Genomic DNA, 20,138 nt, shown 5'->3' with positions numbered 1-20,138 from the left:
CAGCGGCTCGATCCGGTCCCACATCGCATCAGTGATCACTAACCGGACGGACACATCCGATCAACTGACCAACCGATCAAAGAGACACGCTCTAGCCGAGCAGCTGGTTCTGCAGCGTCACCGTCTGCTGGAACGGCACCGCGAGCGCCCCGCCCTTCCGCGTCTGCGTGACCAACGCGAGCGTGTCACCCGCCTGCACGTAGGCCCAGCGGACCTGCTCGGGGCCGTAGGGCTTCCTCTCCCAGAAGGCGTCGGCCTTCGTGTCCCGCACCTTGATGCCCTCGGTGAAGGAATCCATGACGAAGCCGTCGACCCCATCGGGCAGCGTCTTGAGGCCCACGGTGCCGTAGCCCCCGCGCAGGGTCTCGTCGTGGTACTGCTGCGCGTACGCCACCGAGGCGAACCGGAGCAGATGGACGCTGGTCCGCGTGCCGTCCGGGGTCGTCCAGGCCCGGGCCGCGATGTGCCGCAGGGTGGAGTCCGCCAGCGCCTGCTTCATCTCGGCGCGGTACTCCTTCCCGTAGAGGGAGAGGTACGCGTCCGTGGACACGAACCCGCCGTTCGTTTTCGGGTCGACGGTCGCCCCGACCGGCGCGGGCAGCAGCAGCTGCCGCACGTCGGCATGGTGGATCTCTCCCTCGTTGTCGTCGCCGAAGGGGCGCGGCCGGTCCACCGGAAGCGCCGGCAGCCGGAGCCGCGGGTACTCCCAGCGGCCGTCGCTCTCGGTCGCGAGGCCCGGCACGTCCTCCCGGTCGAGCGCCGTGATCCCCATGGCCGTGCCCGCGCCGACACCGCCGCACACGACGACCGCGGCCGTCCAGCGGGCGACGGCCCACAGGACACGGCGGGACCGCCGGGGAGCGGCGGGGGAGAGAGCGGGTTCTGCCACCGGCTCCGGGGCGGGCACCACGTCGGCGACCGTCATGGTCTGCTGCTCGGTCATACGTACTCCCCCGGGGAATCGATGTGCCCGAGCTGCTTCGCGAGCAGATCGGAGACGGCCTTCCCGTCCAGCGGCGCGGCGCCGTACGCCGCGAGGCTGACCAGGAACTCGCCGGTGTAGGCCGTGCACGTCATGCCCCGCAGCCGGGCCTCCTTCTCCTCCTTGTCGCCCCTGGTGGGCTCGGGGAGGAGGTGACAGGCGGCGTTGCGCTCGTGGTCCTCGACCTTCGGTCCCTTGCGGAGCTTCAGGTAGTCGGCCAGCTCCGTCCGCATGCCGTAGAAGTTCCGGACCGCCTTCTTGTCCTTCATGCGCATGACGAGCACCTCCACCTGGAGGTCGGCGGAGATCCCGGCGTACGAGCGCATGGCCATGCCCTGGAGCCCGAGTGCGTCGATCCGCTTCTCGTACTCGCGGCGCTTCTTGCCGTAGACGCCCTTGCCCGTCGCTTTGAGCAGCTCCGCGGCCTGTCGGGCCCCGAGCTCTCCGTCGTTGCCGTACCCCTCGATGTCCGATCCCAGCCGGTAGCCGACCGGCATGGGCAGGAGGAGCTTGCTCAGCGGAGTGGAGGCACGCCCCCTGGCGACACCCTCGGCCGGGTCGTCGGACTCCACCTTCGGGGTGGGCCCCCCCCCCCCCACGGTCGGCGCCGTCCGGTCGGCCCCGTCGGTGGTGACGGCGGTGTAGGCGACCCCGCCGCCGATGGCCCCCAGGACGAGGACGGAGACCAGTACGTTCTTCAGGATCCGGCGCCGGCGGCTCCCGGGCTTCTCGCTCACAGGCGCTCCAACTGCTTCTCGGCGAGCGAACGGATGTCCTTCTCGGCGATCTTCCGGGTGTCGAACATGAAAATCTCGATCGCGACGTCCCCACGCTGGGCGAACGCGCGGGCCTCGTAGACGTCGAGGAATCCCGCCTCGCGATGCACCGGGTAGACGAAGTAGCGGCCGTTCCCGGAGCCCTTCAGCTCCTCACCGGCCGTGTCGGAGTCGTCTCGCGCGTAGGAGAACTGGTCCTCCACGAACTCCAGGGCGCCGATCTGCTCGCCGGGCCGGTACTGAAGGAGGTTGACCGTGACCGTCCGGTACTCGCCCGATCGCCACGAGCGGCTCGCGATGCGCCGGATGTTCTGGCGGAGCTGGAACTTCAGCGCCTCGTTCGGCCAGGTGTAGTCGGAGACATAGGTCGAGAGCGAAACCCAGCCGTCCTCACCGTCGGCCTTCGCCCCCGCCGGGCGCGGTACCAGCAGCTTCCGCAGGTCGCCCTGCGCCTTCGACTGCAGGTCCTCCTTCGCCGACAGCGGCTCCGGCTCCTCGCCCTCGGGCAGCGGCTCGGCCGGGTAGGCGAGGCCGACCTGGTTGAGGGCGGGCAGCGGGGTGGGGTCGCGGTCGGCCTGGATGCGGTAGCCGACGGCGGTGCCGCCGACGAGACCGAGGACGGCGGCGACGGCGATCAGTCCGACCGTGCGGAGGGCCCGGCGGCGCGGGCGGGCGACGGGAGCCTCCGGGGTCCCGGCGTCCGGGCCGGCCTCCCCGGTGTCCCCTGCGGCGCCCGCGGCACCTTCGTCCTCAGGATTCACGACCGGAGCTGCTGCTTCCGGTTCGGTGTTCCGCTCTGGAGGTGGCGCTGTTCCCTGGTTTGGGATGGTTTCCTCGTTGCTCAAGAGTCCCCCCACGAGACCTGAAGGGCGGATTCCGTCATCCGCGCACCCAGCTGACACGCGAGGGGCGCATGGGGTTGCGTTGCCGCGCATTACAGTTCGGCACATGGCGAAGAAGCTCGTGATCAAGGTGACCGCAGGGGCCGACGCCCCCGAACGCTGCTCGCAGGCCTTCACGGTGGCCGCCGTCGCCGTCGCGAGCGGCGTCGAGGTCTCGCTGTGGCTGACCGGGGAGTCCTCGTGGTTCGCGCTGCCGGGCCGGGCGGCGGAGTTCGAGCTTCCGCACGCGGCGCCGCTGCCGGACCTCATCGAGTCGATCCTGGCGGCCGGCCGCGTCACGCTCTGCACCCAGTGCGCCGCCCGCCGCGAGATCACCGAGGCGGACGTCCTCGACGGCGTCCGCATCGCGGGCGCGCAGGTCTTCGTCCAGGAAGCGATGTCCGACGAGACCCAGGCCCTCGTCTACTGATCCCGGCGGGCTACTGGTCCCGGCGTCTGCTGATCCCGGCGGCTACTGGTCCCGGCGCTTCTTGCCGTCCAGCTCGTCCCACCACTCGTCGGACGTCGGGTCGCCCGAGGGGTCGTCCCACCAGCGGTCCTCGGGGCCGCGGCGGTTGGCGACCATGGCGGCGACGGGCGGGATGACCATGGCGACGACGCACATGCCGATGGCGACGGGCATGGAGAAGAGGCGCACGACGGCCCAGGCGCCCACGAAGAGGACCAGGCAGGCACCCATCATCCAGAAATAGACGTGCCGACGCCGTGCGTACACACCTTCAGGGTACGGCGGGGCGGGCTTCCCGGCGCGGGTGTCCCGGCGCGGAAAAGGGAAGACCGGAGGGCCGTGCCTCTCAGTCCTGGTGATGGCGTCCAACCCCCCAGGAGGCACGGCCCTCCGGCCGTTCGGTGCGCGGATCAGACCGCGATGGCGACCTCCGCGAGGCCACCCTTCTGCGCGACGACCTGGCGGTCGGCGGTGCCGCCGGGGACCAGGGCGCGGACGGTCCAGGTGCCCTCGGCCGCGTAGAAGCGGAACTGTCCGGTGGCGGAGGTCGGGACCTCGGCCGTGAACTCGCCGGTCGAGTCCAGGAGGCGGACGTAACCGGTGACGGGCTCGCCGTCCTTGGTCACGAAGCCCTGGATGGTGGTCTCACCGGGCTTGATCGTCGAGGCGTCGGGGCCGCCGGGCTGCGCTCCACACATGATGTTCTGTCCTTACGGTCGAGGGGTCCGGAGGGGAGGAGTCCGGGGACTTACTTGTTGGCGCCGAGCTCGATCGGCACGCCGACGAGGGAGCCGTACTCGGTCCACGAGCCGTCGTAGTTCTTGACGTTCGTGACCTCGAGCAGCTCGTGCAGGACGAACCAGGTCAGCGCGGAGCGCTCGCCGATGCGGCAGTAGGCGATGGTGTCCTTCGCCAGATCGACCTGCTCGGCCTCGTAGAGGGCCTTGAGCTCGTCGTCCGACTTGAAGGTGCCGTCGTCGTTGGCGTTCTTCGACCACGGGATGTTGCGGGCGCTCGGCACGTGGCCGGGGCGCTGCGACTGCTCCTGCGGGAGGTGCGCCGGGGCGAGCAGCTTGCCGGAGAACTCGTCGGGCGAGCGGACGTCGACCAGGTTCTGGGCGCCGATCGCGGCCACGACGTCGTCGCGGAAGGCGCGGATCGAGTTGTCCAGGGCCTTGGCCTTGTACTCGGTGGCCGGGCGGGCCGGGATGTCGGAGCCGTCGACCAGGTCGCGGGAGTCGAGCTCCCACTTCTTGCGGCCGCCGTCGAGGAGCTTCACGTCCTGGTGGCCGTACAGCTTGAAGTACCAGTAGGCGTAGGAGGCGAACCAGTTGTTGTTGCCGCCGTAGAGGACGACCGTGGTGTCGTTCGCGATGCCCTTGGCCGAGAGGAGCTTCTCGAAGCCCTCCTGGTCGATGAAGTCGCGGCGGACCGGGTCCTGGAGGTCCTGGGTCCAGTCGATCCGGATGGCGTTGCGGATGTGGTTCTTCTCGTAGGCCGAGGTGTCCTCGTCGACCTCGACGAGAGCGACCTGCGGGTTGTCGAGGTTGGCCTCGACCCAGTCCGCGTCGACCAGTACGTCGCTGCGAGCCATGCTGTTCTCCTCCGGGGCAGTGTGCGGCGGTGTGGTGCGGGTGGTGCGTGTGTGTGGTGCGGTACGCGTCGTCGCGTGGCGTACGGACGGCGGACGTGCGTACGGCGGTGCACAGGGCGGCCCTGACCACGGTGGGAGGGCCTGAGGAATACGGGAGTGGCGAGTCCCGCTCAGACGGAACGACAGAGCATGGCGGCGACGCGGCACAGGTCTACTGCCCGCCGCTTCGTGAGATCCGCCTGTCGCTTCATGCCCTCGATCGTAGGGACGGACAGGCGGCCGTGTCACCGGCGTGTCGTATTTTGAGACGCGATCGTCCGAGATGCGAGACGCGGTCACCGTGCGGAGGGGCTCCGGACGCCTCCGTACCCAGGCGTCCGGTTCACCATCTGCGGATCGGACACCAGTGTCTCACCATGTGACCAGCAGGGGTCATGGCGGTGCCCTGGAGGCGGCCCGAGGGGGCCCGGAGGATTTTCGGCGCCCGGGCGTCAGCCCGCCAGGACGACGTCCTTGCCGGTCACCATCACGGCGAGGCCGTCCGGACGGGGCTCGACCTTCTCGACCTTCATGCCGGCGATCATCCCGATCGGGCGCTCGAAGTCGGTGCGGGCGCGGACGAGTTCCTCGATGCCGGGGATGCCCTCGCCGGGCACCTCGTCGGCGCGGACCCGGATCGTGCCGCCGTCGACGACGGTCACCGTCGAGGTGACCGTACGCGTCAGGGTGCGGCCCATGATCTTCACGCCGCCGGTCACCTTGACCTTGCCGTTGCCGCCGTAGGCGACGGTGGCGTCCTGGTCGGCCGCGGCGGCGGTGAGGTCGGCGTACGAGATGAGGGCGGTGCCGGACGCCGAGCCGGCCTTCGCGCCCGCCCAGTCGCCGGTGACGGTCACGTCCCGCAGGACGGCGGTCAGTTCGCCGACCCGGATGCGCTTGCTGCCCGCCGTCGCCTGCACACCGGTCGCCTTCACGTCGACCTGGTCGAACCGCTTGTCCGCGACCTGGGTGAGGAAGGGGAAGCCCTTGATGTCGACGTCGATCGACTCGCTGGTGGCGGCCGAGAGCTTCACCCGGCTCGACGCCTCCGACTCGGCGTAGGCCACGGCCAGCCGGTCGATCCCGACGAGGATCCCGCCCAGCACGACAGCCAGGATCAGCAGAATCCGCAGTGCTCGCATGGGATGAGCGTCCCCCCGGTAGAAAGCTTCGGTGTGGAGAAGTCTTCGGCCCCCCGACACGAAGATCGACGTGTCGGGGGGCCGGTTGGTTCCCGGGGCCCGGGCGAGCCGGACGGGCGGGGCTCAGGCCAGGGCGCGGCCGAGCAGGTAGACGGCGGGTGCGGCGGCCGTCAGCGGCAGCGCCACGCCCGCGGTCATGTGGACGAAGCGGGACGGGTAGTCGTAGCTCGCCGCCCGCAGGCCGATCAGCGCGCAGACTCCGGCACCGAGGCCGAGGAGCGCCCCGGAGGTGCCCAGGTCCGTGAAGCCGCCCGCCGCGACCCCGGCGCCCGCCGCCGCGAGCAGCGAGGCGACCAGGGAGACCGGGCCGGGCAGCGGCAGCGCCCGGGCGAGGACGGCGGCGGCGACGGCGACCCCGCCGACGACCACCGCGTCGGGTGCGGCGCCGAGGTGGCCGGTGGCGACGACGGTCAGCGCGGCGGAGGCGATGGTCGCCATCAGGCCGTACATCCGCTCGTCCGGATCGGCGTGGCTGCGCAGCTGGAGGACGAGGCAGAGCAGCACCCAGACGCCGAGCGTGCCCAGGATCGCGGGGGCCGCGTGCTCGCGGCCGGTGGCGAGCAGCGCGGCGTCGGCGACGAGCCCGCCGGCGAAGGCGAGGGCGATGCCCTGCCGGGCCGGCCACATGCCGTTGAGCCGGAACCAGCCCGCGGCCGTCAGGGCCTGGAGCAGGACCAGCGGGACGAGGAGCCCGTACGAGCCGATGGCCGCGCCGCCGGCGAGCAGCAGGCCGAGGACGGCGGTCAGCGCGGCCGGCTGCATGCCGGGCTCGATGATCGGCGACCGGCCCTCCGCCCGGGCCCGCTGGGCGTCGGTGATCCGGGTGTTCCCGGACGTCGTCGGCGAGGAGTACGCGGGCGCCGCCTCGGCCTCGGACGCCTGGGCGGGCGAGGCGACCGGGGCCGGCGTCGCGGCCGGAGCCACGGCCGGAGCCACGGCCGGGGCCGGGGCCGGAGTCGCGCCCGCCGTCTGCCGCGGTTCGCCGTAGTACTCCGCCGAAGCCCCGTGCGACGACGGGTACTGCTCGTACGGCTGGGCGTGGGGCTGCTCGTACGGCTGCCCGTACGGCTGGGCGTAGGGCTGCTGCTCGTACGGCTGGGCCTGCGGCTGCTCGTACGCCTCCTGCGTCCCGTGGGCCGCGGGCGCCTGGGCCTGCGCGGCCCGGACCTGGTCGTACGAGACGGCGGGCTGGTACTGGGTGTCCCAGGTCTGGCCCTCCCACGTCTGCGTGACGTCGGCGGAGGCCTGCTGCCCGTTCTGCTGCCCGTCCGCGTACGGGTCGTACTGCTGCCCGCCGTAGTAGTGGTCGTTGCTCATGCTGTGGGGTTCACCCTCCTGCGAACGGGGGGAGCACCTCGACCGTGCCGCCCTCGGCAAGCCGTACCGTCTCATGGCTCCGGGTGCCGACGGGGTCGCCGTCGACCAGGAACGAGCACCTCAGGAGGACCTGCGACAGCTCGCCCGGGTGCTTCGCGCGGACCGCGTCGAGGGCCTCCGCCAGGTTCCCGGCGGTGTACGGCTCCTCCGCGACTCCGGCGGCGGCCTTGGCCGCGGCCCAGTAGCGGATGGTTCCCGCTGCCATAGCGGCGCTCCCTTCGTTCGTGTGCGCGCCGCCCCCCATGATGGGCTATGAGCGCGTGAGCCAGTCCCCGAGCCGGGCGAGCAGCTCGTCGTCCGCCGCGTTCTCCGCGTGCCCCATGCCGCGCTCCAGCCACAGTTCCGCGTCACCGGCGCCGGCCAGCATCCGCGGGTGGTCGAGCGGGAAGTACGCGTCCCGGTCGCCGTGCACGACGAGGAGCGGGGTCGGCGCGATCAGCGGCACCGCCTCCACCGGCGAGAGGGGCACCGGGTCCCAGGAGCGCCGGTCGATCCGGGTGCGGAGCCCGTAGCGGCCGACGAGGCGGCCCGCGGGCCGGGTGACCACCCAGTGGACGCGGCGCATCGGGGCCGTCCCCCGGTAGTACCAGCGGGCGGGCGAGGAGACGGAGGCGACGGCGTCCGCGCTCGCAGCCGTCCCCCGCTCCAGCGCCGCATGGCGCAGGACGACGGACCCGCCCATGGAGAAGCCGACCGTCGCCACGCGCGCGTGGCCGAGCTCACGCGCCCAGCGGACGGCGGCGGACAGGTCGAGGACCTCCCGGTCGCCGACCGTGGACAGGCCGCCGGAGCCGCCGTGGCCGCGGAAGGAGAAGGTCACGACGGACGCGCCGCGCTCCGCGAGGACGCGGGCGGCGCGGCGGACGGCGGGCCGGTCGGCCGAGCCGGTGAAGCCGTGGGCGACGACGACCGCCGTACCGGTGACCGCCGAATCGGTGACACTTGCCCCGGAGGGTTCGTAAACCGCCTCGATCCGGACACCGTCATCGGTACGCAGCATCGCGCGCCGTGACGTCCGGGGATGGACGGAAGTGAGCGAGGAAACATCCAGGATGTGAAATCGGCCCTCTGCCTCGGAACTCATGTGGGCTATTCTGCTTGCCAGAGGATCCGGGCAACGCAGCCCCCGGGTCCTTTTGTGTTTTCCGACCGTTGTTACGGACGGATGAACAAAAGCTCTCAGGGCGCGAGAGCCACACGTGAGCACACATAGACGTCCTCGCAGGGACCGAGGAGGAACCGACGTCATGGAAGAGCGAACGACGCACTACCGACCGACGACCCGGGTAGGTGGGGAGCGATGAGCTCACTGCTGCTCCTGACCAACGCCCTCCAGCCGTCGACCGAGGTGCTGCCCGCACTCGGCCTGCTGCTGCACAACGTCCGGGTCGCCCCGGCCGAGGGCCCGGCCCTCGTGGACACCCCCGGCGCGGACGTGATCCTCGTCGACGGCCGGCGCGACCTCCCGCAGGTGCGCTCGCTCTGCCAGCTGCTGCGCTCCACCGGGCCCGGCTGTCCGCTGATCCTCGTCGTCACGGAGGGCGGCCTCGCGGCCGTCACCGCCGACTGGGGCATCGACGACGTCCTCCTCGACACCGCGGGTCCCGCCGAGGTCGAGGCGCGGCTCCGGCTCGCGATGGGCCGCCAGCAGATCGTCTCCGACGACTCCCCGATGGAGATCCGCAACGGCGACCTGTCGGTCGACGAGGCGACGTACAGCGCGAAGCTCAAGGGCCGGGTCCTCGACCTGACCTTCAAGGAGTTCGAGCTCCTCAAGTACCTGGCGCAGCACCCGGGCCGGGTGTTCACGCGCGCCCAGCTCCTCCAGGAGGTGTGGGGGTACGACTACTTCGGCGGCACCCGAACGGTCGACGTCCACGTCCGGCGCCTGCGGGCCAAGCTCGGGCCGGAGCACGAGTCGCTGATCGGCACCGTCCGCAACGTCGGCTACCGCTTCGTCACCCCGGAGAAGGTGGAGCGGGCCGCCGACGAGGCCCGCGCCAAGGAGGGGGCCCGGGTGGGCTCCCTCGTCAAGGAGGCCACGGGGGATGCCACCCCCTTGGAGGACACGAACGTGGCGGATGCCACAGTGCGACCTGCCGGTAGGTAGGTCCCCCCGCGTAGACTTCCGCGCGTGGCCAAGGTGACGCGGGATGACGTAGCTCGACTGGCAGGTACTTCTACCGCGGTCGTGAGCTACGTCATCAACAACGGACCCCGGCCGGTCGCCCCGGCCACGCGCGAGCGTGTCCTCGCCGCCATCAAGGAGCTGGGCTACCGCCCGGACCGGGTGGCCCAGGCGATGGCGTCCCGGCGTACGGATCTCATAGGCATGATCGTCCCCGACGCGCGGCAGCCGTTCTTCGGCGAGATGGCGCACGCCGTCGAGCAGGCCGCCGCCGAGCGCGGGAAGATGGTCCTCGTCGGCAACTCCGACTACCGGACCGAGCGCGAGGTCCACTACCTGCGCGCCTTCCTCGGGATGCGGGTCTCCGGACTGATCCTGGTCAGCCAGGGCATGAGCGAGCAGGCCGCGAGCGAGATCGAGGCCTGGGACGCGCGCGTGGTGCTGCTGCACGAGCGGCCCGAGGCGATCGACGACGTCGCCGTCGTCACCGACGACATCGGCGGCGCCCAGCTCGCCACCCGGCACCTCCTGGAGCACGGTCACCCGTACGTGGCGTGCCTCGGCGGCGTTCCGAACACCCCGGCCGTCGGCGACCCGGTCGCCGACCACGTCGAGGGCTGGCGGCGCGCCATGCTGGAGGCCGGCCGCTCCACCGAGGGCCGCCTGTTCGAGGCCCCGTACAACCGCTACGACGCCTACCAGGTCGCCCTCAAGCTGCTCGCGGGCCCGGACCGGCCGCCGGCCATCTTCTGCTCCACCGACGACCAGGCCTTCGGCGTCCTGCGCGCCGCCCGCGAGCTCCGCATCGAGGTCCCCACCGAACTCGCCGTCGCCGGCTTCGACGACGTCAAGGAAGCCGCCCTCACCGACCCCCCGCTGACCACCATCTCCTCGGACCGCCCCGCCATGGCCCGTGCCGCCGTCGACCTCGTCCTCGACGACTCCCTCCGCGTCGCGGGCTCCCGCCGGGAGCGCGTGAAGCTCTTCCCGTCGGCCCTGGTGGTGCGCCGCTCCTGCGGCTGCCACGAGTAGCCGCTCCCGGTCCGCCCGCGGGTCTTTATATAGGGCATACAGGGTTCTGTCGGGCTTCTCAGCCGGTCCTCAGGCGGCTCTCATGAACAGCATCGAGAGTGATGGCCATGACGGACTTCCAGGAGCAGCAGCCGCAGCAGCCCTACTACCCACCGAGGCCGCCGTACGAGCCGACGCAGCCGATCACGACGGAACCGGGGACGACGATCTGGCCGTCCGGCGGGCACGTGCCGCCGCCGCCCGTGGAGCCGCCGGTGGCGGTCGCCGCGGCGGCGCCGGGGGCACGGCGGCGCGCCAAGCGCGGGGTCGGACTCATGGCGGCGGTGGCCATCGCGGCGGCCGCGATCGGCGGCGGCGCGGCGACGCTGGTCCAGCAGCTCACGTCCGACGCGCCCGCCACGGCGTCCTCGGCGGTGAACGGCACGAACGTGTCCGCGAGCAGCAAGGGCACGGTCGCCGGGGTCGCCGCGGCCGTCTCCCCCGCCATCGTGGAGATCTCGGCGTCGTCGAACGCGGGCAAGTCCACCGGCTCGGGCGTGATCATCACCTCCGACGGCGAGATCGTCACCAACAACCACGTGATCTCCGGCGCCTCCGCCGTCAGCGTGCAGCTCAGCGACGGGAAGACGTACGAGGCCACCGTCGTCGGCACGGACCCCGACAAGGACCTGGCGCTGATCAAGCTGAACGGCGCGTCGGGCCTGAAGACGGCGACGCTCGGCGACTCGTCCAAGATCAAGGTCGGCGAGGAGGTCGTGGCGATCGGCTCCCCCGAGGGCCTGACCGGGACCGTCACCAGCGGCATCGTCTCCGCCCTCGACCGGGACGTGACGGTCGCCAAGGACGACGGCGGCCAGGACCAGCAGCAGGGCGGGCAGCAGTACGACCCGCGGCAGGGCTGGCCGTTCGAGTTCGGCGGGCAGCAGTTCAACGGCGACACCGGTTCGTCGAAGACGACGTACAAGGCGATCCAGACCGACGCCTCGCTGAACCCGGGGAATTCCGGCGGCGCGCTGATCAATATGAACGGCGAGATCATCGGAATCAATTCGGCCATGTATTCGCCCAGTTCTTCGAGCGGTTCCACCGCCGGAAGCGTCGGCCTCGGATTCGCCATCCCGATCGACACCGTGAAGGCCGATCTCGACAGCCTGCGCGCGGGCGGCGACAACTGACCGGGGAACGGACGGCGTGCGACGCTGATCGCATGACGGGACAGCCCCTGACGGGCCAGCAGAACGAAGCCGAGCGCATCCTCATCGTCGACGACGAGCCCGCGGTGCGGGAGGCCCTGCGCCGCAGCCTCGCCTTCGAGGGGTACGGCACCCAGGTCGCCGTCGACGGCCTCGACGCGCTGGGCCTGATGGAGCCGTACGCCCCCGACCTCGTCGTCCTCGACGTCCAGATGCCCCGCATGGACGGGCTGACCGCGGCCCGCCGCATCAGGGCCGCCGGCTCGACCGTGCCGATCCTCATGCTCACCGCCCGCGACACCGTCGGCGACCGGGTCACCGGCCTCGACGCGGGCGCGGACGACTACCTGGTGAAGCCGTTCGAGCTGGACGAGCTGTTCGCCCGGATCCGGGCGCTGCTCCGGCGCAGCTCGTACGCCTCCGCCGCGTCGCCCGGCCCGTCCGACGCCGACGTGCTGGCCTTCGAGGACCTGCGGATGGACCTGTCGACGCGCGAGGTGACGCGGGGCGGGCGGACCGTGGAGCTGACCCGTACCGAGTTCACGCTCCTGGAGATGTTCCTGGCGCACCCGCGGCAGGTGCTGACCCGCGAGCAGATCCTCAAGGCCGTCTGGGGCTTCGACTTCGAACCCAGTTCCAACTCCCTGGACGTGTACGTGATGTACCTGCGGCGCAAGACCGAGGCCGGCGGCGAGCCGCGCCTCGTCCACACGGTGCGGGGCGTGGGCTACGCGCTGCGCGGAGGAGGCGGGGAGTGACGGATCACCCGACCCGGCGTCCGCGCGCGCTCCACCCCCTGGCGTGGTTCCGCTCGCGGCCCCTGCGGTCGCGCCTCGCGCTGCTGACCGCGCTCGCGGTGGCGCTCGCGGTGGCCGCGGTGTCGCTGGCCTGCTGGTTCGTGACGCGGGCGCAGCTGGAGGCGGAGATGGACTCGTCGCTGCGCAGCACCCGCCTGGACCCGAACGGGGTGCAGAGCCTGCTCGTGCTGTGCCGGCAGGGCACGACGCCGCCGCCGGTGGCGGGCTCGTACACGGTCCAGGTCATCCTCGCCAACGGCAGCGTCTGCACCTCGGGGAAGGCCGCGATCCCGGCCGGTCCCGGCGACCTCGGCGTGGCGCGGGGGCAGCTGGAGTACGCCCTGCACACGGTGCAGGACGACGCCGGGCGGGAGATGCGGGTCTACACCTACCCGCAGGAGGGCCCGATCGGGCTCGCGGTCTCGGTCGCCCGGCCGCTCGCCGAGATCGACAACTCGATGTCCACGCTGCGCTGGGTCCTGCTCCTGGTCTCCGGGATCGGGGTCGTCGGCGCGGGCGCGGCCGGCCTGTGGGTGGCGCGGACCGGTCTGGAGCCGGTGAACCGGCTGACCGAGGCGGTCGAGCACGTGGCCGCGACCGAGGACCTCACGGTCCGCATCCCGGTGGAGGGCGAGGACGAGATCGCCCGCCTGTCGCGCTCCTTCAACGCGATGACGGCGGCGCTCGCGACCTCCCGGGACCGGCAGGCGCAGCTGATCGCCGACGCGGGTCACGAGCTGCGGACGCCGCTGACCTCGCTCCGGACGAACGTCGAGCTCCTGGCGCGCAGCGAGGAGACCGGCCGGGCGATCCCGCCGGACGACCGGCGGGCCCTGATGGCCTCGGTGAAGGCGCAGATGACGGAGCTGGCCGCGCTGATCGGCGACCTCCAGGAGCTGTCCCGCCCCGACACGGTGCGGCCGGGCCCGCTGGAGGTCGTACCGCTGCACGGCATCCTGCGCTCGGCCCTGGACCGGGCGCGGCTGCGCGGTCCTGAGCTGTCGTTCGTCACGGACCTGGCGCCCTGGTACGTGCGGGCGGAGCCGGCGGCGCTCGAAAGGGCCCTGGTCAACGTCCTGGACAACGCGGTGAAGTTCTCGCCGCCGCGGGGCCGGGTCGAGGTGTCCCTGATGCGGGGCGAGCTCACGGTCCGCGACCACGGCCCCGGCATCTCCCCCGACGAGCTCCCGCACGTCTTCGACCGCTTCTGGCGTTCCCCGTCGGCCCGCAGCCTGCCGGGCTCGGGCCTGGGCCTGTCGATCGTGGCGCGGACGGTGCAGCAGGCCGGCGGCACGGTGTCGCTGTCCCCCGCGGAGGGCGGCGGCACCGTGGCGCGGCTGCGGCTCCCGGGGGCGCCGACGCCGCCGCCCGAGCTGTCAGTTGTGCCGGAGGAGGGCCTCGACGAGGCCTGAGCGGGTGTTCGGGAAGTCCATCGGGACGATCCCGAGCCCGGTCCGGCCGGCCATCTCGGCGCTGTCGAGGAAGCCGTGCACCCAGGGGTTGAGCCGGTCGGAGTTCCAGCGGGGCGGGAGGTAGGCGGAGGTGCTGACGAAGTTCACGTAGAGCGGGCCCGGCTGCGCGACGGCGGTGCGGAAGTGGGCCTGGATCTTCGGGTACTTGGCGTCGGGCAGCGCGTTCCAGTCGTCCTGCACGGCGAAGGCCGGGCCGCCCCACCTCAGCCCGGGCAGCCCGCCGTTGTCGGCGAGCAGCACGACCCGGCCGCGGGCCTCGCCGAGGAGGGGGAGCGCGTCCCCGATGCGGAAGAGGGAGCGCCAGCCTCGCCGGTCGAGGTAGTCGTCGAAGACGGCGCGGAAGGTGGCGTCGGACTCCTCCGAGTACTCCTGCTTGACCCGCATGAGGACGGTCTCGGAGGGGTACGCGGCGAGGAAGTCCCGGCAGGCGATGAGCACGTCGCCGAACATCATGTTCTGGTAGGACGCCCCGTGGTGGATCGCGAACGACCCGCCGGTCACCCGGCACCGCACGTCCAGGAAGCGGATGCCGCTGTCCAGTTGCTGGGCGATGGTGGTGTTCTGGCACTCGCTCCAGGCGCCGCCGAACCGGGCCCCCGAGTCGTGCGTCCCGGGGATGCTGAGCCGCCGCAGATCGGTTCCGTCCCCGTGCCCGCCCATCCACGCGCGCGTGTCCGCGGCCGCCGCGGGCGCCGCGCCGACCAGCAGTGCGGCGCCGGCTCCGGCCGCCCCCACGAGAAATCGTCGTCGGTCCATGGCACCGCACTATGACAGGTACGCATCAAAAAGCACAGGCCGGATCACGCCGGAGTACGGCAAGGGGGCGGCGGCCCGCCGAAACGGTCCGCCGCCCCCTCAGGGCCGATCAGGTGCTACGTCACTTCACTTCACTTCACGACCGTGATGCGGTCCGCGGCCGGAACCGGCAGCGGCGCGGCGGCCGAGGAGTTCTTCGCCAGGTAGGCGTTGAAGACGTCGAGGTCCGAGGCGCCGACCAGCTTGTTCGTGCCGGTGGCCAGGGCCGCGAAGCCGTCGCCGCCGCCCGCGAGGAACTCGTTCATCGCGACGCGGTACGTCTTCGACGGGTCGATCGCCTCGCCGTTCAGCTTGATCGTGCCGTCGACGACGCGGTCCGCGCCCGCCTTCGTCATGTCGAGCGTGTACGTGAGGCCCTTCGAGACCTGGAGGATCTTGATGCTGTTCAGGTTCGAGCCGCTGACCTGCTGCTTCAGCGCGGTGATCAGGTTCGCGCCGGACAGGTCGACCACGTTCATCATGTTGGTGAAGGGCTGCACGGTGAACGACTCGCCGTAGGTCACCACGCCGTCGCCCTCGGCGCCGGACGCCTTGAAGACCAGGTCCGAGCGGATGCCGCCCGGGTTCATCAGGGCCAGCTGCGCGCCGCCCTTGTCCGCCGGGGCCAGGCCCTCCAGCTGCGCGTCCGCGATCACGTCGCCGAGCGGCTTCTCGTACGCCGTGGAGCCGCGGCCGTTGATGTCGGCGGCGATGAAGCCCTGCGGGCGGTTCGCGACCGGCGCGGCGATCGTGCGCCAGTCCTCGATCAGCTCCGTGAGGTCCGCGGCCTTCGGCACGTCACGCGAGACGACGTGGTTGGCCGAGGCCACCGCCGTCCGCACGATGTCCTTGGTGGCGCGGTCGTACGTCAGCGTCGTGTCCGTGTACAGCTTGCCGAACGACGACGCCGAGGTCACCAGGCGCGGCTTGCCCGCCGGGTCCGGGATGGAGCACACGTACGCCTGGTGGGTGTGGCCGGTGACCAGCGCGTCGACCTGCGGCGAGACGTTCTTGGCGATGTCGACGATCGCGCCCGAGACGCCCTCGCCGTCACCGTCGCCGTCACCGTCGCAGTTGTAGTTGTACGAGGCCGAGGCCGGCATGCCGCCCTCGTGGACCAGGGCGACGATGGACTTGACGCCCTTGCGCTCCAGGACCTTCGTGTACTTGTTGATCGTCTCGACCTCGTCGCCGAACTTCAGGCCCTTGACGCCCTCCGCGGTGACGACGTTCGGGGTGCCCTCCAGGGTCACGCCGATGAAGCCGATCTTGACGCCGTCCTTCTCCCAGATGAAGTACGGGTCGAGCAGCGGCCGACCCGTCTTCTCCTTCGTCACGTTCGCCGCGAGGTAGGGGAAGTCGGCCCCCTCGAACTCCTCGCCCTCGACGAAGCAGCCGGCGGTCGGGTGACAGCCGCCGTTCTGCATGCGGGTCAGCTCGGCCGCGCCCTCGTCGAACTCGTGGTTGCCCACCGAGGTGACGTCCAGGCCCAGCTCGTTCAGCGCACCGATCGTCGGCTCGTCGTGGAAGAGCCCCGACAGCAGCGGCGACGCGCCGATCATGTCACCGGCCGCCGCCGTGATGGAGTAACGGTTCCCCTCACGGGCCTGGCGCAGGTGCGTCGCCAGGTACTCCACACCGCCCGCGTCGATCTTCTCGGTCGTCCCGTCCGCCTTCGTCCGGGTCACCTGACCCGACGAACCGGCCGGCGGCTCCAGGTTGCCGTGCAGGTCGTTGAAGGACAGCAGCTGGACGTCGACCATCCGGCCCCATCCCTTGCCGTTCGTCCCCTGACCGGTGGCGTACGCGTCCCCCGCCGCCCCGGCCGACGGCATCGCGGCGACGAGCGCCCCGACCGTCGCAAGACCCGCCCCTGCGACCAGAATGCGCCGCGCGGTCCTGTTCTTCCTCGGTGTCGCTGCCATCTCTCCCCTTGTCCCCTTGCCCCGATTCGCGGCCTTGATCTACACCCCGTTGCGCGTGCAGCCTAGAGTCAACGCGCGTAGCGCAACAGGGGGTGGCTGGTTACAAGACAGTTGCCTCTTGCCGACGAGCTGTCGCCGTAGGCTCGGGTCCATGACTTCCGACACGGCGCCGGCCCTCGAACCCGGACGGCAGATCCACACGTATGACGAGCTCACGCCGGAGCAGGTCCAGGACGTTCTGGACCTGCTGGAGGCGGCCGACCACGCCGACGGGCTGCACGCCGTGTCCGAGCAGGGGCGGCTCTATCTGCGCCACGGCAGGCGCGAGGGCGTGACGCACTTCCTGCTCACCGTCGGCTCGCAGCTGTACGGATACGCCCAACTGGAGGAGACCGACCCGATCGAGGCGCCGGCCGCCGAGCTGGTCGTCCACCCGGCGAACCGTGGCCGCGGCCACGGCAGGGCGCTGGGCACGGCGCTGCTCGGCGCCTCCGGCAAGCGGCTGCGCGTCTGGGCGCACGGCGGCAAGTCGGCGGCCCGGCACCTGGCGCAGGTCCTCGGGCTGACGCTCTTCCGGGAGCTGCGCCAGCTGCGGCGGCCGCTGGTGCCGCTCGACATCCCGGAGCCGGTGCTGCCCGAGGGCGTCACCGTCCGCACCTTCACGCCCGGCCGGGACGACGCCGCCTGGCTCGCCGTCAACGCCGCCGCGTTCGCGCACCACCCCGAGCAGGGTTCGCTCACCCAGCGGGACCTGGACGACCGGACGGCCGAGCCGTGGTTCGACCCGAAGGGCTTCTTCCTCGCGGAGAAGGACGGGCAGCTGATCGGCTTCCACTGGACGAAGACCCACGCCGAGGAGCAGCTCGGCGAGGTGTACGTGGTCGGCATCCTGCCGGAGGCGCAGGGCGGTGGCCTCGGCAAGGCGCTCACCGCGATCGGCCTGCGGCATCTGGCGGCCCAGGGGCTGCCCACGGCGATGCTGTACGTGGACGCGGACAACACGGCGGCGGTGCGGGTCTACGAGGGGATCGGCTTCGCCACGCACGAGGTGGACCTGATGTACCGCACGGAGTCGTGAGCGGCCCGTACCGCACGGAGTCGTAAGTCCCTCCGGGAAGGGGGCGGTTGACACCGCCCCCTTCTTTCCACCACCCTTTCACTACTTGATTAGTGAAAGGGTGGTGGAAAGGAACGTGGTCGAGTACCGCATCGACCGGCGCAGTGGCGTCGCCACCTACCTCCAGATCGTCCAGCAGACGAAACAGGCCCTCCGGATGGGCCTCCTGGAACCGGGCGACCGACTGCCCACCGCACGCGAGGTCGTCGAAGCGACGGCCATCAACCCCAACACGGTCCTCAAGGCCTACCGCGAACTCGAACGCGAAGGCCTCGTCGAGGCCCGCCGCGGCCTCGGCACCTTCGTCCGCGCCACCCTCGGCACCGGCCCCGCCGACTCGCCCCTGCGCGGCGAACTCGCCGACTGGGCCCGCCGGGCACGCGCGGCGGGACTGGAACGGGACGACGTGGCCGCGCTCTTCACATCCGTACTGAAGGAACATTTCGAGGGGGACGACGAACGATGACGAAGGACACCGCCCTGGAGGCCGACCTCCTGGGCAAGCGGTACGGGGGGAGAGCGCGCGGCTGGGCCCTGCGGGAGTGCGACTTCGCCCTCCCCGCCGGCCGGATCTGCGCCCTCGTCGGCCCCAACGGCGCCGGCAAGTCCACCCTCCTCGCCCTCGCCGCCGGGCTCCTCCGCCCCACCGAGGGCACGATCAAGGCCCCCGCCCGCGAGGACGTGGCGTACGTCGCCCAGGACAAGCCGCTCCACCCCCGGCTCACCGTCGCCGACACCCTGCGCATGGGCCGCGAGCTCAACCCCGGCCGCTGGGACGAGGCCGCCGCCGGACGGGTGATCGCCGGCGAACTCGACCCGCACGCCCCCGTGCGCGACCTCTCCGGCGGCCAGCGCACCCGCGTCGCCCTCGCCCTCGCCCTCGGCAAGCGCGCCGAACTGCTGCTCCTGGACGAGCCGATGGCCGACCTCGACCCGCTCGCCCGCCACCAGCTGATGGGCCTGCTCATGGCCGACGCCGCCGAACACGGCACCACCGTCGTCATGTCGTCGCACATCCTCACCGAGCTCGAAGGCTCCTGCGACCACCTGATCCTCCTCCACGGCGGCAAGGTCCGCCTCGAAGGAGCCGTCGACGACCTCCTCGCCGCCCACACCCTGCTCACCGGCCCGGTCGCCGACCTCGCCCCGCACACGGTCGTCGAGTCCCGCACCACGGGCCGTCAGCTCACCGCCCTGATCCGCCGCCAAGGCCCCGTCGAAGGCCCCTGGGACACCAGCGAACCCTCCCTCGAAGACCTCCTCCTCGCCCACCTCCGCGCCCCCGAAGGAGCCTCCGCATGAGCACCCTCTCCCTCAAGGGCCCCTACTGGGTGACGGTCCGCCAGTACCGCCGCACCCTGTGGCTCGCCGCCGCCGCGGTCGTCGTGTCGCTGGCGGTGATCGGCGGCCTGCGGCTGTGGGACGCGCAGACCCCCGACCGCTGGGTGCAGGACGGCTACTGGGTGCCCGCCGACGAGAACCGCGGCTACGAGACGCTCCGCCTGGCCGTCGAGCACGCCGGCACGTACCTGCTCCTCCTGCCGCTGCTCGCCGGAGCCTTCGTCGCCGGCCCGCTCGTCGCCCGCGAATTCGAGTCGGGGACGTACAAGCTCTCCCTCACCCAGTCGATCAGCCCGGCGGCCTGGCTCCGCGCCAAGCTCGTCACCGCGACCACCGTCGCCTTCCTCACCCTGCTCGCCCTCCTGGGCGTCTTCCACATCGGCTGGAACCGCGTCTCCGGCAGCTACGGCCTCACCTGGTCCGACCGCGGCCAGTACGAGGCCTCCGGCATCGTCCTCTTCGCGTACGTCCTCGCGGCCGTCGCCGTCGGCGCCCTCATCGGCCAGCTCGTCCGCCGCACCCTCGTCGCCATGGCGGCCACCGGCCTGGTCATGGGCGTCGTCCTCGCCGTCCTGAGCTCGTTGCGCTGGTCCTTCCTCTCCGTGACGACGGTCACCGGCCCGGCCGGCCCCGCCCTCCTGGTCCCGGCGGACGCCTACGTGACGGGATCGGGGCTGCTCACCGCCTCCGGCGCCCGCTTCAACGAGCTGATCTGCTGGGAGGAGGTGGCGGCCACGCCCGGCGCGGACTCCGCCGCCGGCATGTGGGGCAAGCTGGAAGCCCAGTGCCAGGCCCGGCACGGCGTCACCAGCCAGTTCGTCGAGTTCCACCCCTCGTCCCACTTCTGGCCCACCCAGCTCATCGAGGCCGGCATCCTCCTCGCCCTCGCCGCCCTCACCCTCTACGCCGCCTTCCGCGTCCTGCGCGCCCGGCACGCGTAGCGGACACGCGTAGACATCCCGGGGGCGGGGCCCGCACAAGGCCCCGCCCCCGATTCCCGTACGACATGTCGTCGTTA

At 71.8% G+C, this 20,138-nt stretch carries 23 protein-coding genes; 10 read left to right on the top strand and 13 right to left on the bottom strand.

Translation table 11 applies throughout. From position 1 onward, the window contains the following. Nucleotides 1-91: 91 nt before the first annotated feature. The 3 genes from ACFCY7_RS21845 to ACFCY7_RS21835 are packed head-to-tail and all read right to left on the bottom strand — an operon-like array spanning nt 92 to nt 2,519. Entirely contained in the window at nt 92-943 is an 852-nt protein-coding gene (locus ACFCY7_RS21845; protein ID WP_376487498.1) for a hypothetical protein, read from the bottom strand. Beyond that, on the bottom strand, nt 940-1,719 hold the full coding sequence (locus ACFCY7_RS21840; protein WP_376487497.1) for a hypothetical protein: 780 nt from the start codon (nt 1,717-1,719) through the stop codon (nt 940-942). The genes ACFCY7_RS21845 and ACFCY7_RS21840 overlap by 4 nt, the downstream gene beginning before the upstream one ends. Beyond that, complete coding sequence (locus ACFCY7_RS21835; protein ID WP_376487495.1) at nt 1,716-2,519, bottom strand: hypothetical protein; 804 nt, start codon at nt 2,517-2,519, stop codon at nt 1,716-1,718. The genes ACFCY7_RS21840 and ACFCY7_RS21835 overlap by 4 nt, the downstream gene beginning before the upstream one ends. Nucleotides 2,520-2,706: 187 nt before the next feature. On the opposite strand from ACFCY7_RS21835, the gene ACFCY7_RS21830 reads away from it, so the two are divergent. Then, the gene (locus ACFCY7_RS21830) at nt 2,707-3,069 is read left to right on the top strand and encodes a DsrE family protein (RefSeq protein ID WP_376487494.1); all 363 of its coding nucleotides are present in this window, start codon (nt 2,707-2,709) and stop codon (nt 3,067-3,069) included. 42 nt (nt 3,070-3,111) lie between these two features. On the opposite strand, the gene ACFCY7_RS21825 is transcribed toward ACFCY7_RS21830, so the two are convergent. From ACFCY7_RS21825 to ACFCY7_RS21790, 8 genes are all read right to left on the bottom strand, one after another. Continuing rightward, nucleotides 3,112-3,375, bottom strand: coding sequence for a DUF3099 domain-containing protein (locus ACFCY7_RS21825; protein ID WP_376487493.1), 264 nt, complete (start codon nt 3,373-3,375; stop codon nt 3,112-3,114). A gap of 143 nt (nt 3,376-3,518) precedes the next feature. Then, nucleotides 3,519-3,806 carry a DUF1416 domain-containing protein gene (locus tag ACFCY7_RS21820; protein WP_017242395.1) on the bottom strand — a complete coding sequence of 96 codons (288 nt, stop codon included), beginning with the start codon at nt 3,804-3,806 and terminating at the stop codon, nt 3,519-3,521. Between the two features lie 50 nt (nt 3,807-3,856). Then, nucleotides 3,857-4,702, bottom strand: coding sequence for a sulfurtransferase (locus tag ACFCY7_RS21815; protein WP_376487491.1), 846 nt, complete (start codon nt 4,700-4,702; stop codon nt 3,857-3,859). A gap of 170 nt (nt 4,703-4,872) precedes the next feature. Next, a complete protein-coding gene (locus ACFCY7_RS21810) occupies nt 4,873-4,953 on the bottom strand; it encodes a putative leader peptide (protein WP_350497993.1) in 81 nt (26 codons plus the stop codon). 240 nt (nt 4,954-5,193) lie between these two features. Further along, nucleotides 5,194-5,883 (bottom strand): DUF2993 domain-containing protein, encoded by a 690-nt coding sequence (locus tag ACFCY7_RS21805; protein ID WP_376487489.1) that lies wholly within the window; start codon nt 5,881-5,883, stop codon nt 5,194-5,196. A gap of 123 nt (nt 5,884-6,006) precedes the next feature. Continuing rightward, complete coding sequence (locus tag ACFCY7_RS21800; RefSeq protein WP_376487487.1) at nt 6,007-7,260, bottom strand: hypothetical protein; 1,254 nt, start codon at nt 7,258-7,260, stop codon at nt 6,007-6,009. A gap of 10 nt (nt 7,261-7,270) precedes the next feature. Next, complete coding sequence (locus ACFCY7_RS21795; protein WP_376487485.1) at nt 7,271-7,525, bottom strand: MoaD/ThiS family protein; 255 nt, start codon at nt 7,523-7,525, stop codon at nt 7,271-7,273. A 45-nt stretch (nt 7,526-7,570) separates the two neighbouring features. Further along, a complete protein-coding gene (locus ACFCY7_RS21790) occupies nt 7,571-8,404 on the bottom strand; it encodes an alpha/beta hydrolase (protein WP_376487483.1) in 834 nt (277 codons plus the stop codon). A gap of 216 nt (nt 8,405-8,620) precedes the next feature. Between ACFCY7_RS21790 and ACFCY7_RS21785 the strand changes: the two genes are divergently transcribed. The 5 genes from ACFCY7_RS21785 to ACFCY7_RS21765 all read left to right on the top strand — a co-directional run bounded on the left by ACFCY7_RS21785 (nt 8,621) and on the right by ACFCY7_RS21765 (nt 13,882). Beyond that, on the top strand, nt 8,621-9,430 hold the full coding sequence (locus ACFCY7_RS21785; RefSeq protein ID WP_376487481.1) for a response regulator transcription factor: 810 nt from the start codon (nt 8,621-8,623) through the stop codon (nt 9,428-9,430). A gap of 24 nt (nt 9,431-9,454) precedes the next feature. Continuing rightward, entirely contained in the window at nt 9,455-10,480 is a 1,026-nt protein-coding gene (locus ACFCY7_RS21780; protein ID WP_367824662.1) for a LacI family DNA-binding transcriptional regulator, read from the top strand. A gap of 107 nt (nt 10,481-10,587) precedes the next feature. Continuing rightward, the gene (locus ACFCY7_RS21775; protein ID WP_376487479.1) at nt 10,588-11,655 is read left to right on the top strand and encodes a S1C family serine protease; all 1,068 of its coding nucleotides are present in this window, start codon (nt 10,588-10,590) and stop codon (nt 11,653-11,655) included. A 32-nt stretch (nt 11,656-11,687) separates the two neighbouring features. After that, the gene (locus ACFCY7_RS21770; protein WP_376487477.1) at nt 11,688-12,431 is read left to right on the top strand and encodes a response regulator transcription factor; all 744 of its coding nucleotides are present in this window, start codon (nt 11,688-11,690) and stop codon (nt 12,429-12,431) included. Next, nucleotides 12,428-13,882, top strand: a complete 1,455-nt coding sequence (locus ACFCY7_RS21765; protein WP_376487476.1) for a sensor histidine kinase — start codon at nt 12,428-12,430, stop codon at nt 13,880-13,882. The genes ACFCY7_RS21770 and ACFCY7_RS21765 overlap by 4 nt, the downstream gene beginning before the upstream one ends. Here the strand turns inward: ACFCY7_RS21765 and ACFCY7_RS21760 are convergent. Both ACFCY7_RS21760 and ACFCY7_RS21755 read right to left on the bottom strand, forming a co-directional pair. After that, nucleotides 13,847-14,698 carry a phosphatidylinositol-specific phospholipase C gene (locus tag ACFCY7_RS21760; protein WP_376487475.1) on the bottom strand — a complete coding sequence of 284 codons (852 nt, stop codon included), beginning with the start codon at nt 14,696-14,698 and terminating at the stop codon, nt 13,847-13,849. The two genes, ACFCY7_RS21765 and ACFCY7_RS21760, sit on opposite strands and share 36 nt — an antisense overlap. Before the next feature lie 131 nt (nt 14,699-14,829). After that, nucleotides 14,830-16,662: a bifunctional metallophosphatase/5'-nucleotidase gene (locus tag ACFCY7_RS21755; protein WP_376487473.1), complete on the bottom strand. Its 1,833-nt coding sequence runs from the start codon at nt 16,660-16,662 to the stop codon at nt 14,830-14,832. Nucleotides 16,663-16,813: 151 nt separating this feature from the next. Between ACFCY7_RS21755 and mshD the strand changes: the two genes are divergently transcribed. The 4 genes from mshD to ACFCY7_RS21735 all read left to right on the top strand — a co-directional run bounded on the left by mshD (nt 16,814) and on the right by ACFCY7_RS21735 (nt 20,061). Next, a complete protein-coding gene (gene mshD / locus ACFCY7_RS21750; protein ID WP_376487471.1) occupies nt 16,814-17,740 on the top strand; it encodes a mycothiol synthase in 927 nt (308 codons plus the stop codon). A gap of 115 nt (nt 17,741-17,855) precedes the next feature. Beyond that, nucleotides 17,856-18,245: a GntR family transcriptional regulator gene (locus ACFCY7_RS21745; RefSeq protein ID WP_376487502.1), complete on the top strand. Its 390-nt coding sequence runs from the start codon at nt 17,856-17,858 to the stop codon at nt 18,243-18,245. Beyond that, on the top strand, nt 18,242-19,081 hold the full coding sequence (locus ACFCY7_RS21740; protein ID WP_376487469.1) for an ABC transporter ATP-binding protein: 840 nt from the start codon (nt 18,242-18,244) through the stop codon (nt 19,079-19,081). The genes ACFCY7_RS21745 and ACFCY7_RS21740 overlap by 4 nt, the downstream gene beginning before the upstream one ends. After that, nucleotides 19,078-20,061, top strand: coding sequence for an ABC transporter permease (locus ACFCY7_RS21735; protein WP_376487467.1), 984 nt, complete (start codon nt 19,078-19,080; stop codon nt 20,059-20,061). Before ACFCY7_RS21740 ends, ACFCY7_RS21735 begins: the two co-directional genes overlap by 4 nt. The last annotated feature ends 77 nt before the right edge of the window (nt 20,062-20,138 follow it).

Source organism: Streptomyces sp. NPDC056361 (genome assembly GCF_042262805.1).
Taxonomy (GTDB): Bacteria; Actinomycetota; Actinomycetes; order Streptomycetales; family Streptomycetaceae; genus Streptomyces.
Note: the sequence above shows the minus strand (reverse complement) of the source record. Positions and strands in the feature narration are given on the sequence as shown.

Excerpts from the sequence above, each read along its gene's own strand:
- ACFCY7_RS21845 (WP_376487498.1), bottom strand. The coding sequence starts at position 943 with ATGACCGAGCAGCAGACCATGACGGTCGCCGACGTGGTGCCCGCCCCG.
- ACFCY7_RS21830 (WP_376487494.1), top strand. The coding sequence starts at position 2,707 with ATGGCGAAGAAGCTCGTGATCAAGGTGACCGCAGGGGCCGACGCCCCC.
- ACFCY7_RS21820 (WP_017242395.1), bottom strand. The coding sequence starts at position 3,806 with ATGTGTGGAGCGCAGCCCGGCGGCCCCGACGCCTCGACGATCAAGCCC.
- ACFCY7_RS21815 (WP_376487491.1), bottom strand. The coding sequence starts at position 4,702 with ATGGCTCGCAGCGACGTACTGGTCGACGCGGACTGGGTCGAGGCCAAC.
- ACFCY7_RS21810 (WP_350497993.1), bottom strand. The coding sequence starts at position 4,953 with ATGAAGCGACAGGCGGATCTCACGAAGCGGCGGGCAGTAGACCTGTGC.
- ACFCY7_RS21805 (WP_376487489.1), bottom strand. The coding sequence starts at position 5,883 with ATGCGAGCACTGCGGATTCTGCTGATCCTGGCTGTCGTGCTGGGCGGG.
- ACFCY7_RS21800 (WP_376487487.1), bottom strand. The coding sequence starts at position 7,260 with ATGAGCAACGACCACTACTACGGCGGGCAGCAGTACGACCCGTACGCG.
- ACFCY7_RS21795 (WP_376487485.1), bottom strand. The coding sequence starts at position 7,525 with ATGGCAGCGGGAACCATCCGCTACTGGGCCGCGGCCAAGGCCGCCGCC.
- ACFCY7_RS21790 (WP_376487483.1), bottom strand. The coding sequence starts at position 8,404 with ATGAGTTCCGAGGCAGAGGGCCGATTTCACATCCTGGATGTTTCCTCG.
- ACFCY7_RS21785 (WP_376487481.1), top strand. The coding sequence starts at position 8,621 with ATGAGCTCACTGCTGCTCCTGACCAACGCCCTCCAGCCGTCGACCGAG.
- ACFCY7_RS21775 (WP_376487479.1), top strand. The coding sequence starts at position 10,588 with ATGACGGACTTCCAGGAGCAGCAGCCGCAGCAGCCCTACTACCCACCG.
- ACFCY7_RS21770 (WP_376487477.1), top strand. The coding sequence starts at position 11,688 with ATGACGGGACAGCCCCTGACGGGCCAGCAGAACGAAGCCGAGCGCATC.
- ACFCY7_RS21760 (WP_376487475.1), bottom strand. The coding sequence starts at position 14,698 with ATGGACCGACGACGATTTCTCGTGGGGGCGGCCGGAGCCGGCGCCGCA.
- ACFCY7_RS21755 (WP_376487473.1), bottom strand. The coding sequence starts at position 16,662 with ATGGCAGCGACACCGAGGAAGAACAGGACCGCGCGGCGCATTCTGGTC.
- mshD (WP_376487471.1), top strand. The coding sequence starts at position 16,814 with ATGACTTCCGACACGGCGCCGGCCCTCGAACCCGGACGGCAGATCCAC.
- ACFCY7_RS21740 (WP_376487469.1), top strand. The coding sequence starts at position 18,242 with ATGACGAAGGACACCGCCCTGGAGGCCGACCTCCTGGGCAAGCGGTAC.
- ACFCY7_RS21735 (WP_376487467.1), top strand. The coding sequence starts at position 19,078 with ATGAGCACCCTCTCCCTCAAGGGCCCCTACTGGGTGACGGTCCGCCAG.